The sequence below is a fragment of the Streptomyces sp. NPDC007084 genome, from assembly GCF_040703595.1.
Taxonomy (GTDB): Bacteria; Actinomycetota; Actinomycetes; order Streptomycetales; family Streptomycetaceae; genus Streptomyces.
The window spans coordinates 23,873-41,149 of sequence record NZ_JBEYFY010000063.1 but is presented as its reverse complement, the minus strand read 5'-3'; the positions used below and the strand labels follow the sequence as shown (position 1 = coordinate 41,149).

11 protein-coding genes are annotated in these 17,277 nt (G+C 71.4%); 9 read left to right on the top strand and 2 right to left on the bottom strand.

The genetic code is table 11. The annotated features are described in order from the left end of the window. Positions 1-2,083: ATP-binding protein (locus AB0912_RS31085; protein WP_366705745.1), on the bottom strand; the 2,083-nt coding region annotated here is incomplete at its 3' end. A 402-nt stretch (positions 2,084-2,485) separates the two neighbouring features. Between AB0912_RS31085 and AB0912_RS31080 the strand changes: the two genes are divergently transcribed. Together AB0912_RS31080 and AB0912_RS31075 are read left to right on the top strand one after the other, a co-directional pair. After that, positions 2,486-3,448, top strand: coding sequence for an ABC transporter substrate-binding protein (locus tag AB0912_RS31080; RefSeq protein WP_366705741.1), 963 nt, complete (start codon positions 2,486-2,488; stop codon positions 3,446-3,448). Between the two features lie 224 nt (positions 3,449-3,672). After that, positions 3,673-5,361, top strand: a complete 1,689-nt coding sequence (locus AB0912_RS31075) for an aromatic amino acid ammonia-lyase (protein WP_366705739.1) — start codon at positions 3,673-3,675, stop codon at positions 5,359-5,361. Between the two features lie 164 nt (positions 5,362-5,525). Here AB0912_RS31075 and AB0912_RS31070 read toward each other — a convergent pair whose 3' ends face one another. After that, positions 5,526-7,019, bottom strand: coding sequence for an MFS transporter (locus AB0912_RS31070; RefSeq protein ID WP_366705737.1), 1,494 nt, complete (start codon positions 7,017-7,019; stop codon positions 5,526-5,528). A 537-nt stretch (positions 7,020-7,556) separates the two neighbouring features. Between AB0912_RS31070 and AB0912_RS31065 the strand changes: the two genes are divergently transcribed. The 7 genes from AB0912_RS31065 to AB0912_RS31035 all read left to right on the top strand — a co-directional run bounded on the left by AB0912_RS31065 (position 7,557) and on the right by AB0912_RS31035 (position 17,197). Then, entirely contained in the window at positions 7,557-8,135 is a 579-nt protein-coding gene (locus AB0912_RS31065) for a helix-turn-helix domain-containing protein (protein ID WP_366705735.1), read from the top strand. A 198-nt stretch (positions 8,136-8,333) separates the two neighbouring features. Next, the gene (locus tag AB0912_RS31060) at positions 8,334-9,341 is read left to right on the top strand and encodes a LacI family DNA-binding transcriptional regulator (RefSeq protein WP_366705733.1); all 1,008 of its coding nucleotides are present in this window, start codon (positions 8,334-8,336) and stop codon (positions 9,339-9,341) included. 147 nt (positions 9,342-9,488) lie between these two features. Next, positions 9,489-10,844 carry an extracellular solute-binding protein gene (locus AB0912_RS31055; RefSeq protein WP_366705731.1) on the top strand — a complete coding sequence of 452 codons (1,356 nt, stop codon included), beginning with the start codon at positions 9,489-9,491 and terminating at the stop codon, positions 10,842-10,844. Between the two features lies 1 nt (position 10,845). Then, positions 10,846-11,832 carry a sugar ABC transporter permease gene (locus AB0912_RS31050; RefSeq protein ID WP_366705729.1) on the top strand — a complete coding sequence of 329 codons (987 nt, stop codon included), beginning with the start codon at positions 10,846-10,848 and terminating at the stop codon, positions 11,830-11,832. A gap of 11 nt (positions 11,833-11,843) precedes the next feature. After that, positions 11,844-12,728: a carbohydrate ABC transporter permease gene (locus AB0912_RS31045; protein ID WP_366705727.1), complete on the top strand. Its 885-nt coding sequence runs from the start codon at positions 11,844-11,846 to the stop codon at positions 12,726-12,728. 168 nt (positions 12,729-12,896) lie between these two features. Further along, positions 12,897-15,410 carry a CBM35 domain-containing protein gene (locus AB0912_RS31040; RefSeq protein WP_366705725.1) on the top strand — a complete coding sequence of 838 codons (2,514 nt, stop codon included), beginning with the start codon at positions 12,897-12,899 and terminating at the stop codon, positions 15,408-15,410. Positions 15,411-15,526: 116 nt separating this feature from the next. Further along, positions 15,527-17,197 carry a glycoside hydrolase family 13 protein gene (locus AB0912_RS31035; protein ID WP_366705723.1) on the top strand — a complete coding sequence of 557 codons (1,671 nt, stop codon included), beginning with the start codon at positions 15,527-15,529 and terminating at the stop codon, positions 17,195-17,197. The last annotated feature ends 80 nt before the right edge of the window (positions 17,198-17,277 follow it).

The following is a 17,277-nucleotide window of genomic DNA, read 5'->3' as shown; positions in this document are numbered from 1 at the left end:
GCTCCGTGCGGCGGGCGTGGCCGGTGGGCTCGGCGGTCCGGGGCCGGGCGGGCACCCGGCGGGGCAGGCCCGCGGGTCCCGGCGGCGACTCGACCTGCGCGGGGCGCGGTTCGGGCGGTCCGGGGCGGGGCGCGGGCGGCATGATCCGCGGGGCGCGCGGTACGGTCCTGCCGTAGTCGCCGGCCACCAGGTGGGCGGCGGGTATCGCGACGGTGGCGGTGACGCCGCCGCCCGGGGTGCGGGACAGGACGACCTCGATGCCCCAGCGCCGGGAGAGACCGCCGACCACGAACAGGCCGAGGACCTCGGTCGGCGCGAGGTCGAGCCGTTCGCGGCGGATCAGCCGGGCGTTCTCCTGCTGCAGCCGTTCCGGGCTCATGCCGAGGCCGTGGTCGATGATCTCGACGAGTGCGCCGCCTCCGTCGTGCCGGGGCCGCAGGACGACTTCGACACCGCTGCTCGCCGGGGAGAACATCACGGCGTTCTCCAGGAGTTCGGCGAGCATCAGGGTGAGGTCGCCGATGATGTCGGGGACGACGGTGACATCGCCCTCGGCGTGCGGGGTGACGCGCTGGTAGCCCTCGATCTGCCCGAGGGCGGCGCGGACGATGTTGCTGAGCCGCATCGGTTCGGTGCTGACCCCCGTCTCGCTGATGCCGGCCAGCAGCATGAGGCTGTCGGCGTTGCGCTGGAGGCGGACGGCGATGTGGTCGATGCGGTAGAGCCGGTCGAGCACCTCGGGGTCGGTCTCGCCGCGCTCCACCGAGTCGATCAGGGCGAGTTGACGGGCCGTCAGGTTGCTGACGCGGCGGCCGATGTTGCCGAACATCTCGGCGATGTTGCGCCGGCCGACGACCTGGCGTTCCAGCAGGGCGGAGGCGGTGACCTGAACCTGGTTGAAGGCTTCGGCCAGTTCGCCGATCTCGTCCCGCACGGGCACGGGCACGGCTTCCAGCCGCGGCGGGCTCGCGTCGTCGGCGTCGTCGTCCGCGACGCGGGCGAGTTCGCTCTGCGCCGCGCCCGCCACATGCTGGGCGGCGGCGGTGAGGGAGCGCACGGTGCGCACCACGGAGCGGCGGGTCAGGACGGAGAAGAGCATCCAGCCGGCGAAGGCGGCCAGGGCGGCGGCGACCAGCCAGGCCACTCGCCACCAGGCGTCGCTGGACGCGGACTGGGCGTCGGCGGCGATCTCGTCGATGAGCGACTGGACGATCTTCAGCCGGTTGTCGGCCTGCCGCTCGTAGGTGGGGTCGGCGCGCAGCGCGTCGCCGAGCGCGGTCCGCAACTGCGCCGGGGTGTCGGCGACCAGGCCGCTCGGGTCGACCTGGAGCGCGGCCCAGTGCTGGCTGATGACGCTCTGGTACGGGCTGCGTTCGATCCCGGCGAGGGCGGTGCCCTGGTCCTGGCTGGCGAACCGGGTGAACCGCTCGGCCTGGTAGGTGTACTGCTCGTGGTCGCCGACGGCGCCGGTGAACTCGATGAGCGCGTTGGAGTCGCGGGTGCGGGCGGCGAACACGCTGGTCTCGAAGGAGGCGTGGGCGGTGTCGGCGCGCAGCAGGGCGTCGAGCAGGTTGGCGGCCGACGAGGCGGACTCGCCGCCCGACTGTCCGAGCCCGATGCCGTTGATCAGGCCTTCGATCACCGATCCGTAGGCGGGGTCGATGTTGTCGGCGGGGATCGGGCCCTGCTCGACGGTCTTGCGGAGGCTGTCCAGGCCCTCCAGTTCCTTCAGCGCCTGGCCCTCGGCGTCGGGCAGCCGGTCGCCGTAGGCGGTGCGGACGGCGGCGATGCGGGCGCCGACCTCCTGCTGCGCGTCGAGGTAACCCGTGGTGTCCGAGGCTCCCTTGCCGGACGCCCCGGCCTCATGGCGCAGGGAGACGAGGAGCGCCTGCCGGTGCTCGGTCTGGACGGCGTCGATGAGTTTGGTCACCTGGGAGCTGTCGCGGACCAGCCGGGCGGTGTCGGCCGCCGAACGGGCCTTGTCGATCTCGCCGTACACGACGTAGGCGATCATCGCGGAGATCACCGCGAGCGGCACGATCACCAGCACGTTGAGTTTGCGGCGGAACGGCCAGCGGTCCAGTGGGGATGGTGTCCGGCCGACCGGAAGAGCCGTGGACGGCTGCCCCGAGGCGGCTTTTCTGTGGGCGGGCACCCAACCTCCTTGACTTCATTCCCCGTTGGAAGCCTTTTGGCAGGCCTGCATGGTCAATGGTCACGACAGCGTGCGCGGGCCGACAAGCGGAAGGGGGCCCTCGACGCGGCCAACCCTAGCGGCTGGCGTAAGAGTACGGCCATGATCAACCAAAAAGTGACATGCGGGGTCGCCGGATTCGCGCGCATATTGGTCGCGTTGCGCCTACCCGGCGAAGCTGTACGGTCCCCACCAGTGATCTATTCGTGTCTTGACGGTCCTTGAGGTGGCTCGATTGGATCGTCTGGACTCTCAAGACCGTGCCCACGCCCCACCCATTGTTAAGTCTGGATGACGAACGTGACCATCGCCAGAAGTACCCGAACGTCCGCAACGTACGCTGTCGCTCTGCTGGTTGCGGCCACCGCAGCGCTGACGGGCTGCGGTTCCTCCGACGACGACTCCGGCAAGTCCGACCCGCTGAAGGGCGACACCGCCAAGGGCGGTACGGTCGTTGTCGGCTCCAACAACTTCCCCGAGAGCATCCTGCTCGCCGACATCTACGGCGAGGCTCTCAAGTCCAAGGGGATCAAGGTCAGTTACAAGCTGAACATCGGCAGCCGCGAGACGACGTACGGTCTGATCAAGAACGGCACGATCACCGTCCTGCCGGAGTACAACGGCGCGCTGCTCGCCTACCTCGACGCGAAGGCCGCCCCGAAGACCGTCGAGGAGACCAGCTCGGCGATCACGGCCAAGCTCGACCCCAAGCTGAGCCTGCTGACGCCGTCGAAGGCGGAGGACAAGGACGCGATAGCGGTCAACGAGGCCACGGCGAAGAAGTACAGCCTGACCGACAAGTCGACGATCTCCGACCTCGCCGACGTGGCGAAGGACCTCGTCATCGGCGGTTCGCCGGAGTTCCAGACCCGCCAGCAGGGTCTGAAGGGCCTGAAGTCGGTATACGGTCTCGAATTCAAGAACTTCAAGGCGCTGGACGCGGGCGGTCCGCTCACCGTGGCGGCCCTCAAGGGCAACAACATCCAGGCCGCGGATATTTTCTCCACGGACCCCGGAATCAGCAAGAACAAGTTCGTCGTGCTCCAGGACCCGAAGAGTCTTTTCGGTTTCGAGAACGTGACGCCGCTGACCTACAAGAAGGGTCTGCCGGCGGCCGGAGTTTCGGTCCTCAACGACGTCTCGGCGAAGCTGGACACGGAAACCCTGGTCTCGCTCAACGGCCAGGTCCAGAACGAGAGCAAGGACCCGCTGGACGTCGCGAAGGCCTGGCTGTCCTCGGCCGGCCTGAGCTGACACCGACGGGCCTGAGCCGACGCCGGTGGGGCTGAGCTGACACCGACGGGCCTGAGCTGACACCGGTGGGCCTGAGCTGACGCCTGGGCCGGCGGCCGGTTGACGGAGCCGGGGGTGCCGGGGCCGGGAGGTACCGAGGCGGGTCCACCCCGGCGCCTCCCGGCCCCGGCCCGGCTTCTCCGGCGACGCGGGGAGGGCAGCACGCGGGAGGGGAGAACGCCGCCATGCTCAAGCGCACGGCCGGGGCCGCCGAGCCGGTCGAGGGGGACACCACGGGGAACACCGTCACCGGAGGCATCGCCGTCGCGGGCGGAAGCGGAGGTGTCGCCGGCCTCGCGGGCGGCGGCGCGGGCACGACCGCCGGAGAGGGCGCCGGGGCGGTCACCGGCGCGGCCGCTCCCGAAGTGTCCCTGAACGGCCGGGGCCTGGGCACGGCGATGGTGGCCTCCGTGGCCGGCGGGGCGGCGCCTCCCTCGGCACATCCCGCCGCGCTGGTGGCGATGGAGCGCACCCGGTGTGCCGCGGAGCGGCTGGCGGCGGAGGGCGCGCGGGTCTACGGGCGCAGCACCGGCGTGGGCGCCCACCGGGGCCTGGCGGTCGAGGAGTCCGACGGCGCGGGCCACGACCTGCGGCTGCTGCTGAGCCACGCGGGAGGCGTGGGCGAACCGCTGCCCGCCCGCGAGGTCCGGGCCATGATGCTGGTCCGCGCCAACCAGCTGCTGGCCGGCGGATCGGGGCTCGGCCCCGAGATCGCGTCGGCGATCATCGACGCGCTCCGTGCCGAGGTCCACCCCCGGGTGCCCGAGTACGGAGCCGTGGGAACCGGCGACTTGACCGCCCTGGCCGAACTGGGCCTCGCCCTGTCCGGACACCGCGACTGGGTACGGGACCGGCCGGACGCCGGGAACGCGCTCCCCGGAAGCCTGCCCGTCCGGCGGGGAGACGCGCTGGCCCTGCTGAGCAGCAACGCCCTCACCCTCGGACAGTCCGCGCTCGCCTGCCACGACCTCGGCGTTCTGCTGGGCGCCGCTCCCGTGGTGGCCGCGCTGTCGCTGTGGGCGGTGGACGCGTCCCGGGAGCCGTACGCGCCCGAGGTGCACGCCGCCCATCCGCATCCGGCGATCCGGCGGGCGGCGGCCCGTGTCCGGGAGCTGCTCGGCGCTGACGACAGACCGGGAGCCGTGGCGCCGGTGCGGGCGGGCGGCCCCTCCCGGGTGCAGGACCCCTACGGCTTCCGGTGTTTCCCGCAGGCCCACGGCCCGGCCGTCGAGGCCTGGGAGGGCCTGGAGCGGGTGCTGTCCATCGACCTCAACTCCGCCACCGAGAACCCCCTGATCGACTGGGACTCGGTCACCGGAGCGCCGGTCGCCCGGCATCACGGCGGCTTCTTCACGGCGCCGCTCACCCTCGCCCTGGATCAGCTCGGCCTCGCCGTGCTCGGCACCGGCCGCCTCTCGGCGGCCCGGCTCTCCGGCCTCGGCCGCTCCGAACTGACCGGTCTGCGCTCCTACTTGGCCGACACCTCGTCCGCCGGGTCGGGAATGATGATCCTGGAGTACAGCGCCGCGTCCGCGCTCGCCGAGATACAGGCCTGTGCCACCCCGGCCGCCCTCGGACACGTGGTGCTGTCCCAGGGGACGGAGGAGGCGGCGACCTTCGCGACCCAGGCCGCCCGCAAGACACTGCGGCTGGCGCGGGCGTACCGGCTGGTCCTCGGATGCGAACTGGTCGCCGCCGTACGGGCGTTGCGGCTGCGAGGCGACGCCCCGGGTCCGGAGACGGTCGCGGGCCGCGCCTATGCCGTCGCGGCGGCGGAACTGGACCCCGAGACGCGGGACCGTCCCCTCACGGAGGACGTGACCGTGGCGGCGGCACTGCTCGACGGCTTCGCCGGGTTCACCGACGCCCCATGACGGGGGTCGACTTGATGCCGGGTGCCGCTACGCCCACCTGAGACCGCCGGGCAGCCGGCACCGGCACCGGACGCCCGAGCCCGGACACCCCGCACCGGCACCCGACGCCCGAGCCCAGACACCCCGCACCGGCACCCGACCTGACCCTGGTCACGCGTCCGTGTTCAGCCACGCGCCCCCGGCGCCGCGATCCCCGCCTCGGCTTCGGCCTCCGCCGCGCGGCTCAGCGGATCGGCACCCGCACCCGCACGAAGCGTGTCTCCCGAGGCGCGTGGACCGGAGTGGCGAGTGGTTCGCTGGACCGGGACCAGGAGTGCGGCCAGGGCGGCGGCCAGGCAGAGCAGGGCGAGCAGGGTGAACCCGTGGGTGTAGCCGGACTCGTAGGGCAGGCCGGAGGACTGGAGGCGGCCGGTCACCAGGACGCTGGTCACGGCGGCGCCGATGGAACCGCCGATGGTACGGATGTTGGCGTTCATCCCGGTCGCGGCGCCGGTCTGTTCGGCCGGCACGCTGCCCACGATGAGGTTGGCCATGGAGGCGAAGGCGAGGCCGATACCGAGGCCGAACACGCCCGCCGCGAGGGCGACCTGCCACTGCCGGTCGTGCCACAGGGCCAGGATCGCGCAGGCGACCGCGCCGAGCGTGGCCCCGGCGACCAGCAACTTCTTGGCGCCCAGCACGGGTTCGAGGCGACCGCTGAGCACGCCGGAGCAGAACATCGCGATCAGCATCGGCAGCATGAGCAGTCCGGCCGCGGTCACGCTCGCGCCGAAGCCGTAGCCCGCCGAGTCCGGGGTCTGGACGAAGCCGGGGAGGAAGGACCAGATCGCGTACATGCCCGCGCCGAACAGCAGGGCGGCGGTGTTGGTGGTCCACACGGCGGGCAGCCGCATGATGCGCGGGTCGATGAGCGGGCTCGTGGACCGGGCCTCGGAGAACAGCCAGAGGGCGAAGAGCAGGACGGCGGCGGCGAGCAGGCCGATCACCCGGGCCGAGCCCCAGCCCCACTGGCCGGCCTGGCTGAGGGGCAGCAGCAGCGCGACGAGCCAGCCGGACAGCAGGGCGGCGCCGAGCCAGTTGACGTGTCCCGTGGCCCGCCGGGGCGACTCGGGGACGTAGCGCAGGGCGATCAGCGCGGTCACCGCGACGATGCCGACCGGTATCCAGAACAGCCAGCGGTAGTCGAGGGCGCTCACGATCGGGCCCGCCGCCACCATGCCGACGCCACCGCCCGCCGCGATGACGGCGGACAGGTTGCTGATGCTGCCGCTGACCTGGGACGCGGCGAACTCGTCGCGGATGATGCCGAACGACAGCGGGAAGAGCGCGCCGCCGACGCCCTGCACCACGCGGGCGATGATGAGGACGCCGATCGTGGGCGCGAGGGCGGCGAGCAGACAGCCGGCCAGCACGGCGACGAGCACGGCGACCATGGTGCGCTTCTTGCCGAGCAGGTCGCCGACCCTGCCGAGGATCGGCGTGAAGATCGAGGCGGACAGCAGATACGCGGTCATCACCCAGGTCGCGGTGGACTGGGAGGTGTGCAGCGCGTGCTGGACGGTCGGCAAGGCCGGCGCGATCAGCGACTGCAGCATGGAGAACACGCCGGCACCGGTCGCGAGGACCGCGAAGGTGAGGCGGGTGGACGTGCGGGGCATGAAGAGCCTCTCCGGGCAGGTGGCGGCCGAGGCCGTCTGACCGCCAGATCGTCAGGTCGTCGGGCCACGGTCGTGGGGAACGGGCGGGCGCAGTCGTACGGGGCGTACGGGCGCGGGTCCCAGGGAACGGGCGGCCACGGTCGTACGGGACGGACGGGACGTACGGGCGCGGTCGAGGGAAGCGGGCAGGCGCGGGGTCGTAGGGGACGTACGGGCGCGGGGTCGTATGGGACGGGCGGGCGGGTGCGCTTCGGCGTCCGGGCACACCGGCGACCGCGACGGCGCTCGCGCGGGAGACGGGAGACGGGAGACGAGAGAAAGGAACAGCGGTCGCACGGGCGGGGCGGTCGGCCGCGGAGCCGGTGCGTCGTCGCGCCGCCCGCGAGCGGGTCGGGAGCCGGGGTCACGTGCGCGTCGACGCCGTGTGCGGCCGCACGCGGCCGACGCCGGACGCACCCCGGCTGTTAAAGTGGAGGTACCCCTCCACTGTAGCGGAGGCCCACCTCCGCTTCAACCCGATCCAGCCGGGAGGCAGCAGTGACGGCAGAGCCGTACCCCGTCAGCGAGATCGTCGCGTCCCGCCGTCCGCACCGGAAGGACGCCGCCCGCAACTACGACGCGCTGCTGGCCGCCGCCCGTGAGGCGTTCGCGGAGAAGGGCGCGGACGCCTCCCTGGAGGACGTCGCCCGGCGCGCCGGGGTCGGCATCGGCACGCTGTACCGGAACTTCCCGACCCGCCGGCATCTGTTCGAGAGCGTCTACGCGGGCGAGGTCGACGACCTGTGCCGGGTCGCCGAGGAGGTCTCCGGCCGGGAGCCCTGGGACGCGCTGACGTCCTGGCTGCGGCGCTTCGTGGAATACACGGTGACCAAGCGGGCCATCCGGGAGGCACTGAACGACGAGTCGGAGATCTTCCTGGCCTGCCGGGACTCCATGTACGCGGCCGGCGGACCGCTCTTCGAGCGCGCGCAGAAGGCCGGCGAGGCCCGCGCCGACATGAACTTCGACGACCTGCTGCGCATGATCGCCGGCATCACCGCGACGAACTTCCTGGACGACGCCCAGCGCGACCGGGTCCTCTCGGTGGCCCTGGACGGCGTCCGCGCACCGGCGTAACCGCAGCGCCCAGGAAACCGCACCCCCGCGGGCCCGGGCCGGGCCGGGCTGGGCCGGGCTGGGCTGACCCGACCCGACCGGGCCAGCAGAACCCGGCCCACGGAGCCCGATCACCGCCCACGCGACCACCCCGACATTGCTGTCATCTTCTTGCGTAAATCTGATCCTGTTTTGCGGCGGCAGTTGTACAGTACTCGCGTGACAACGAGACTCTCCGAGGTGGCCGCGTTCGCCGGCGTCAGTGAAGTGACCGTCCGCCGGGTGGCGAGCGGGAGTTCGGTCGTGGCGCCCGCCACCCGGGACAAGGTGCTCCGGGCGTTCGACGTGCTCGGCCTGGAGCGCCCCGCCGTCGGGCGCGGTGAACGCGCGCCGCTGGTCGGCGTGGTGGTGCCCGAGCTGCAGAACCCGGTGTTCCCCGCGTTCACCGAGGCGCTCGCGAGCCGCCTGAACAAGCAGGGGCTGATACCGGTCCTTTGCACTCGCACCGCCGACGGGTCCTCCGAAGCGCACTACATCCAGCGGCTGTTGGGGCAGAACATCGGCGGGATCGTGTTCGTCGGGTCCAGTTACGCCGACGCGGGACCCGAGCAGAGCAAGGCGTTGCTGGACCGCAGGATCCCCCTCGTCCTCATCAACGCGGCCGACGAGAACCGCGGTCCGGCGCAGGTCTCGGCGGACGACGCGCAGGCCGCCGAACAGGCGTTGACGCACCTCACAGCCCTGGGGCACGAGCGGATCGGACTGGTGGCCGGGCCGGTCGGGCATGTTCCGTCGGCCCGGAAACTCGCCGGGTACGCGGCCTTCTGGCGTGCCCGGGGCGTGCCGCCGGAGGTGTGGCACGGCTGGGTGGCGCACACCATGTTCTCGATGGAGGGCGGCGCGACGGCGGTGCCCCGACTCGCCGCCCAGGGCGTCACCGCGGTGGTGTGCGCGAGCGACGCGCTGGCGCTCGGCGTCATCCGCGGCGCCCGCCGCCAGGGCCTTGAGGTGCCGGACGACTTCTCCGTGGTGGGGTTCGACGACTCGCTGTTCATGGTCGCCACCGACCCGCCCCTGACGACCGCGCGGCAGCCGGTGCAGGCGATGGCCGACGCGGCGATCACGGCCCTGGTCGCCCAGCTCAACGGACAGGCCGCACCGGCCGAACCCCTGCTGTTCGGCACGGAGTTGATCGTGCGCGGCTCGACGGCCGCCCGCCCCCGCTAGTCACCGCGGATCAGCCCACTTCATCAGCGCGATCAGTTTTTTGCGCTTTTTCATTGACGATTTGCATGGCACCTTTTACGGTCTGCGTCATCGCTGCTGCCCGGGAACCGGCGTCCCCGGGCTCACCTCAGGAAGGCGCTGATCGTTATGGCCGACTCTCTGTCCCGCCGCGGCTTCGTCGGTGCGGGTATCGCGTCGACGCTCGCCCTCGGGCTGTCCGCATGCGGCGGCTCCTCGTCGTCCGGTGGGAAGGACGGCAAGGTGACGATCTCCGTGAACGGCATGCCGCCGAAGACGCAGCCCGTCGACCGCAAGTGGTACGAGCAGGACGTCAGGGACTTCGAGAAGAGTCACCCGCACATCAGGATCGACGCCCGCGAGGGCTACATGGACCCCAAGACCTTCTCGGCCAAGCTGGCGGGCGGCCAGTTGGAGGACGTGTACTACGTCTACTTCACCGACCCCGCCGGTCTCATCGAGCGCCGCCAGGGCGCCGACATCACCCCGTACCTCAAGGGAATCCCGTACGTCGCGGACGTCGCCCCCGCGTTCAAGAAGGTCTTCACCGGACCCGACGGCAAGATCTACGGCCTGCCGAACGGGCAGTACTCCCTCGGGCTGATCTACAACCGCGACCTGTTCGAGAAGGCCGGACTCGACCCGGAGAAGCCGCCCACGACCTGGGACGAGGTGCGCGAGGCGGCCCGGCGGATCACCGCGCTGGGCGACGGCATCGTGGGCTACGCCGACTACAGCAAGAACAACCAGGGCGGCTGGCACCTCACCTCGTGGGTCTACTCGCTGGGCGGCGACATCGCCACCCGCCAAGGGGGCCGCTGGAAGGCCGCGTTCGACAGTGACGCGGGGCGCGAGGCGCTGACCTACCTGCACGACATGCGCTGGACCGACCGCTCCATGGGCACCCGGCAGTTGCTCCAGATCGAGGACGTCCAGAAGATGATGGGCTCCGGCAAGCTCGGCATCTACATGGCGGGCCCCGACAACATCCCCACCATCGTCAAGCAGTTCGAGCGCCGGTACGCCGAGTTCGGCGTGGCCGCGATGCCGGGCACCGCGACCCTGGGCGGCGGCAACGGCTTCATGTTCAACCCGAAGGCCTCCCCCGAGCAGATCAGGGCCGGCGTCCAGTGGATCCAGTGGAAGTACCTCAACCCCGAGCGCGCCGAGCACGACGACAAGCGCTCCAAGGGCGGTGACGTGCCCATCGGCCTGCCGCTCGACCGCCTTTACACCGGCCCGACGCAGGCCAAGGTCGACGCGGTGCACGCCCGGTACGCGACCGTCCCGCAGGAAAACTACAAGCCGTTCATGGAGCGCAACAGCGGTCTGACGCAGAAGGTCGAACCGCCGAACGCCCAGCAGATCTACACCGTCCTCGACAGCGTCATGCAGGCTGTCCTCACCCGGGAGAACGCGGACATCGGCCACCTGCTCGGCGACGCCGCGAAGAAGGTCGACTCGATACTCGCCACGGTCAAGTGACATGAGCGTGCAGCCCCTCACCCCGACCCCGAACTCCCCACGGCAGAAGCCCACTCGGGCACCCAGCCCGGCCCGTGTCACCGTGGGGGCGTCCGCGCCGGGCGGCGCGAGTCCGTCCCGGCGGCGCCGGCGCGTCCGCGAGAACCTCGTCGCCTACGCGTTCCTTGCCGCGGGCGTGCTCTGCTTCGCGGTGTTCTCCTGGTACCCGATCGTGCGCGGCTGGCTCCTCGGCTTCCAGCAGGTCACCTTCGCCCAGCCCGCCGAGTGGGTGGGCTGGGACAACTTCCGGCGGCTCTTCGAGGACCCGCTGTTCGTCACCGCCTGGCGCAACACCGGCTACTTCACCCTGCTCGCCCTGGTCTTCGGCTTCGCCGCCCCCTTCCTCACCGCCGTCGTCCTCAACGAACTCCGGCACGGGCGCGCGTACTTGAGGATGACCGTCTATCTGCCGGTCATGCTGCCGCCGATCGTCACGATGCTGCTGTGGCGCTGGTTCTACGATCCCGGGCCCGGCCTGTTCAACAGCGCGCTGGAGCTGGTCCACCTGCCGCCGCAGCAGTGGCTGGAGTCCGAGAACCTCGCGATGATCTCGCTGGTCCTCGTCTCGACCTGGGCCAACATGGGCACCACCACGCTGATCTACCTGGCGGCGCTCGGCGGCATCCCGGGCGAGCTGTACGAGGCGGCGGAGATCGACGGGGCGTCCATCCGGCAGCGGCTGTGGCACGTCACCCTGCCGCAGATGCGGTTCATCCTGATGATCACGCTGCTGCTCCAGGTCATCGGCACGATGCAGGTCTTCATCGAGCCGTACGTCCTCACCGGCGGCGGCCCCGACGACGCGACGGTCACCGTCCTGCTCCTGCTGTACCGCTACGCCTTCGTCTACAACGACTTCGGCATGGCCAGCGCCATGAGCACCGTGCTCTTCGTGGTGCTCGGCACCTTCGCGGCCGGCTACCTCCGGCTGACCCGGACCAAGGGCTGAGAGGAACCGCCATGGCCACCGCCGCCGAACGCACCCTGATCGCACCCACCGAGATGACCCGCCGCACCGGCCGGGTCCTGTACCGCACCGTCCTCGTCCTCACCCTGACCGGCTTCACCCTCGCGTTCGTCTTCCCGCTCTACTGGATGGCGACCGGCGCGCTGAAGTCGTCGGCCGAACTCGCGGACCCCGACCCGACGTTGCTGCCCCACACCTGGCACCCCGAGGCGTACGCCGACGCGTGGACCAACGTCGGCCTCGGCACCTACTTCCTCAACACCCTGCTGCTCGCCCTCGGCGCCTGGCTGTTCCAGCTCGTCATCGACGTGTCCGCGGCCTACGCCCTGTCCAAACTGCGCCCGGTCCTCGGCAACGTCGTCCTCGGGATGATGCTGGCGACCCTGATGCTGCCGGTGTCCGCGCTGCTCGTCCCCACCTATCTGACCGTGACCGACGTGCCGCTGGTGCACGTCAACCTCATCAACACGCCGTTCGCGATCTGGCTCCCGGCGGCGGCCAACGCCTTCAACATCTTCATCCTGAAGCGGTTCTTCGACCAGATCCCGGCCGAACTCCTCGACTCGGCGCGCATCGACGGCGCGGGACCTGTCCGGGTCCTCGTCTCGATCGTGCTGCCGCTGTCCCGGCCGGTGCTCGCCGTGGTGTCCATCTTCGCGGTGGTCGGCGTCTGGAAGGACTTCCTCTGGCCGATGCTCGTGCTGCCCGAGCCGTCGAAGCAGCCGATCACCGTCGCCCTCGGCCGCCTCGCCGAGTTCATGCCGGCCAACCAGCTCCTCGCCGGCATGGTCATGGCCTCCATCCCGCTGCTGGTCCTCTTCCTCGTCTTCCAGCGCCACATCATCACGGGCCTCACCGCCGGCAGCCTCAAGGGCTGACACCGGTCACCCGGTCACCACCGGCACGTCTCACCCCTCCCCAGATCCCCTCCCCAGATCCCCTCGGCCCGCTCCCCCGGCCGAGCGCTGCCCGCGCCCGGGCAGCCCCGTTCCCGTCCGAGCCGAACCCCCACGGGCGAGCCGCCCCCGACGGAAGGACAGACCGCCATGTCACGATCACCGGGACTCCGCACCAGAGCACTCGTTCCCCCCTTGCTCCTCGCCCTGCTGGCCGCCCTCCTCTGCGTGGCCGCCGCCCCCCGCGCGCACGCCGCGTCCACCACGCTGGAAGCCGAGTCGGCCGCACTCACCGGCGGAGCGGTCAAGGAGACCGAGCACCCCGGCTACACCGGCACCGGCTACGTCGGCGGTTACACCGACAGCCACAAGGGCACCGCATCCACGACGTTCACCGTCTCCTCGGCGGTCGCGGGCAGCGGCTCGCTGAAGATCCGGTACGCCAACGGCACCACCGCCGTCATGACACTCGGCCTGTACGTCAACGGCGCCAAGGTCCGGCAGATCAGCCTCCCCGCCACCGCGAACTGGGACACCTGGTCCACCACCGACGAGGCGCTGACCTACCAAAAGGGCGCCAACACCGTCGCGTTGACCTTCACGTCCGCCGACAGCGGCAACGTCAACCTCGACAACGTCACCGCCACCACGCCCAACGCCCCGACGGGCAGCGTGACGCACGAGGCGGAGAACGCGTTCGCCTCGGGCGGCCCCGCCAAGGCCTCCTCCGTGGGCGGCTACACGGGCAGCGGCTACCTCACCGGGTTCGGGACCACCGGGGCGCGCGCCGTCTTCGCCGTCAACGCGGCCGACGCCAGGACGTACTCCTTCGACGTGCGCTACCGCACCCCCGACGCCACCGCCGCGACCATCACCCTCGTCGCGAACGGGCTCACCGTCCGCAGGCTCACCCTGCCCGCCACCTCCGGCGACTGGAAGACCGCGACGACCGACGCACCCCTGCGCGCCGGGCTCAACAACCTGACCCTGCGCAAGGAATCCGGCGACAACGGCAACCTCCAGCTCGACGGCCTGAACATCACCGCGGCCACCGCCAACGCCACCCGCGGCGCCACCGTCCCGTACACCGCCTACGAGCTGGAGAACGGCAGCACCAACGGCTCCGTCCTCGGGCCCGACCGCACCTATCTGAAGACCGCCTCGGAGGCCTCGGGCCGCAGAGCCGTCGTCCTCGACCAGACCGGTGAGTACGTCCAGTTCACCCTGGCGAAGCCTGCCAACGCGCTCACCCTGCGCTACTCGATCCCGGACAACGCCTCCGGCAGCCCCTACGAAGCGCCGCTGAGCCTGTACGCCGGCGGAAGCCACCTGCGCGACCTCACCCTGACCACCAAGTACTCCTGGGTGTACGGCGGTTACCCCTACAACAACGACCCCTCCCAGGGCTCCGGGCACCGCTTCTTCGACGAGGTCCACGTCCGGCTGGCGAGCACCCTCGCGGCGGGAACCGTCCTGAAGTTCCAGAAGGACGCCGGGGACACCGCGTCCTCGTACACCCTCGACCTCGTCGAGACGGAGACCGCGCCCGGCGCCTACGCCATGCCCGCCGGGTTCGTCTCCGCCACCACCCTCGGGGTCACCGCCGACGACGGCTCCGACGACACCGCCGCCCTCAACTCGGCCGTCGGCACGGCCAGGAGCCAGGGCAAGGGACTCTGGCTGCCGTCCGGCACCTACGACATCTCCGGGCACGTCAACCTCACCGGTATCGCGCTGCGCGGCGCCGGCGAGTGGTACACGGTGCTGCGCGGCAAGAACGGCAAGGGCGGTCTGTTCGGGCAGGGCGGCACCAACACCGTGCAGGACCTGAGCATCTCCGGGGACGCCACCTACCGGGACGACGCCGGCTTCGACACCGCCGTCGAGGGCGACTTCGGCAGCGGCTCCACCGTCCAGAACGTCTGGATCGAACACACCAAGGTCGGCCTGTGGATCGACGCCCCGACCACCGGCCTGTACGCGAGCGGACTGCGCATCCGCGACACGTTCGCCGACGGCGTCAACCTCCACAAGGGCACCGCCGGCACCGAGATCTCCCACTCCAGCGTCCGCAACACCGGTGACGACGCGCTCGCGATGTACTCCGAGGCGCGGGCCGTCACGGACTCCGCCTTCCGCTTCAACACCGTCCAGCTCCCGCTGCTCGCCAACGGAGCGGCGGTCTACGGCGGTGGCGGCAACCGCGTCGAGGACAACCTGATCTCCGACACGGTCACCGCCTCTGCGGGCATCGCGATCAGCACCCGCGACTTCAACCCCGCCCCGCTGCCCTTCACCGGCACCACCACGGTCGCCCGCAACACCCTGTCCAGGACCGGCGGTTACGAGCCGAACTGGCAGAGCAGGTTCGGCGCCCTGTGGATCTACGCCGACGCCTCCGACATCACCGCGCCGGTGAACGTCACCGACAACACCATCCTCGACTCCACCTACAGCGCGGTCCTCGTCTCCTACCAGAAGACCGTCGGCAACCTCACCGTCAGCAACCTCACCATCGACAAGACCGGCGCGTACGGCATCGAGATCAACTCCGCCGGGTCCGGCACCTTCTCCGGCGTGACCGTGACCGGCGCGGCGTCCGGCGGACTGAACCTCGCCGGCGGCTTCACCGTCAACCGCGGCTCCGGCAACTCCGGCTGGTAGCCCCCTGTTCCGCGGGCCCGGCCGCAACGCCCCGCAGGCCGGGCCCGCACCCTCGCCCCACCGCACCACGCACCACGCAGCACGCAGCACGCAGCACGCAACGAAAAGGAGTCCACGTGACCGAGCGCGCGCCCCGTACCGCCGCCCCCTGGTGGCGGCACGCCGCGATCTACCAGATCTACGTCCGCAGCTTCGCCGACGGCAACGGCGACGGCGTCGGCGATCTGGCCGGCGCCCGCGACCGGCTGCCGTATCTGCGCGAACTCGGCGTGGACGCCCTGTGGTTCACCCCCTGGTACGTCTCCCCCATGGCCGACGGCGGCTACGACGTCGCCGACTACCGGGACATCGACCCGGTCTTCGGCACCCTCGCCGAGGCCGAGTCCCTGATCGGCGAGGCGCACGCGCGGGGCCTGCGGATCATCGTCGACCTCGTGCCCAACCACTGCTCCGACCGGCACCCCTGGTTCCGCGAGGCGCTCGCCGGCGGCCCGGGATCACCGGCGCGCGACCGTTTCTGGTTCGCGCCCGGACGCGGTGAGCACGGCGAACTCCCGCCGAACGACTGGCAGTCGTACTTCGGCGGCCCCGCCTGGACCCGGGTCACCGAGGCCGACGGCACGCCCGGCGACTGGTATCTGCACCTGTTCGCGCCCCAGCAGCCCGACCTGAACTGGGAACACCCGGCGGTGCGGGCCGAGTTCGAGGACATCTTGCACTTCTGGCTGCGCCGGGGGGTGGACGGCTTCCGGATCGACGTCGCCCACGGCCTCGCCAAGAAGCCCGGCCTGCCGGACGTCGGCCCCGCCCCCGACCCGACCGACCTGCCGTACCAGGACGTGGACGACGTGCACGAGGTCTACCGCTCCTGGCGCAAGATCCTCGACGCCTACGACGGGGAGCGGACCTTCGTCGGCGAGGTGTGGCTGCCCACCGCCGAGCAGTTCGCCCGCTATCTGCGCCCGGACGAGCTGCACTCGGCGTTCAACTTCGACATCCTGTGCGCCCCCTGGGAGGCGCGGGCGCTGCGTGAGGTGGTGGACGGCACGCTCACCGCGCACGAGCCGGTCGGCGCCCCGCCCACCTGGGTGCTCGCCAACCACGACACGATCCGGCACGTCACCCGCTACGGCCGCGCGGACACCTCGTTCGACATGTCCGACAAGCGGCTCCTGGACCCGAGCGACACGGACCTGGGCCGCCGCCGGGCGCGTGCGGCGGCGCTGTTCACCCTGGCTCTGCCGGGCGGTGTCTATGTGTACCAGGGGGACGAGCTGGGGCTGCCCGAGGTGCAGGACCTCCCCGACGGCCTTCTCCAGGACCCGACGTTCGTCCGCTCCGGTGGCGCCGACCGGGGCCGCGACGGCTGCCGCGTCCCGCTGCCCTGGACGGCCGACGGCCCGTCGCTCGGCTTCTCGCCCGGCGACGCGACGGCCGCCCCCTGGCTCCCCCAGCCCCCCGCCTGGACGGCCCTCTCCGTGGCCGCCCAGCAGTCCGACCCGGACTCGGTCCTGAACCTCTACCGCACGGCCCTGTCCCTGCGCCGGACCCGCCTGGCCGGCCTCCCCGAAACCCTGACCTGGACCGAGGCACCCCCCGACGTCCTGGCCTTCACCCGCCCCACCGGCTTCCACTGCCTGACCAACCTGTCCACCACCCCGGTCCCCCTCCCCCGGAACACCGACCTGGCCCTGTCCAGCGCCCCCCTGACAGAGCAACCGGACGGAACGCCGGCGATACCGCCCGACGCGTGCGTGTGGCTGTGGGAACGGGGACCGGCTTCCTGAACACCGACCGCGGGGGCGGTGCCGGTCCGAGCGACGTCTGCGGGGGCCGGCACGGCCTCCGCAGACCACAGACAAAGCAC

What these genes read in the sequence shown, in the direction of transcription:
- AB0912_RS31075 (WP_366705739.1), top strand. Translation starts at nt 3,673, where the DNA reads ATGCTCAAGCGCACGGCCGGGGCCGCCGAGCCGGTCGAGGGGGACACC.
- AB0912_RS31045 (WP_366705727.1), top strand. Translation starts at nt 11,844, where the DNA reads ATGGCCACCGCCGCCGAACGCACCCTGATCGCACCCACCGAGATGACC.
- AB0912_RS31080 (WP_366705741.1), top strand. Translation starts at nt 2,486, where the DNA reads ATGACGAACGTGACCATCGCCAGAAGTACCCGAACGTCCGCAACGTAC.
- AB0912_RS31050 (WP_366705729.1), top strand. Translation starts at nt 10,846, where the DNA reads ATGAGCGTGCAGCCCCTCACCCCGACCCCGAACTCCCCACGGCAGAAG.
- AB0912_RS31055 (WP_366705731.1), top strand. Translation starts at nt 9,489, where the DNA reads ATGGCCGACTCTCTGTCCCGCCGCGGCTTCGTCGGTGCGGGTATCGCG.
- AB0912_RS31040 (WP_366705725.1), top strand. Translation starts at nt 12,897, where the DNA reads ATGTCACGATCACCGGGACTCCGCACCAGAGCACTCGTTCCCCCCTTG.
- AB0912_RS31070 (WP_366705737.1), bottom strand. Translation starts at nt 7,019, where the DNA reads ATGCCCCGCACGTCCACCCGCCTCACCTTCGCGGTCCTCGCGACCGGT.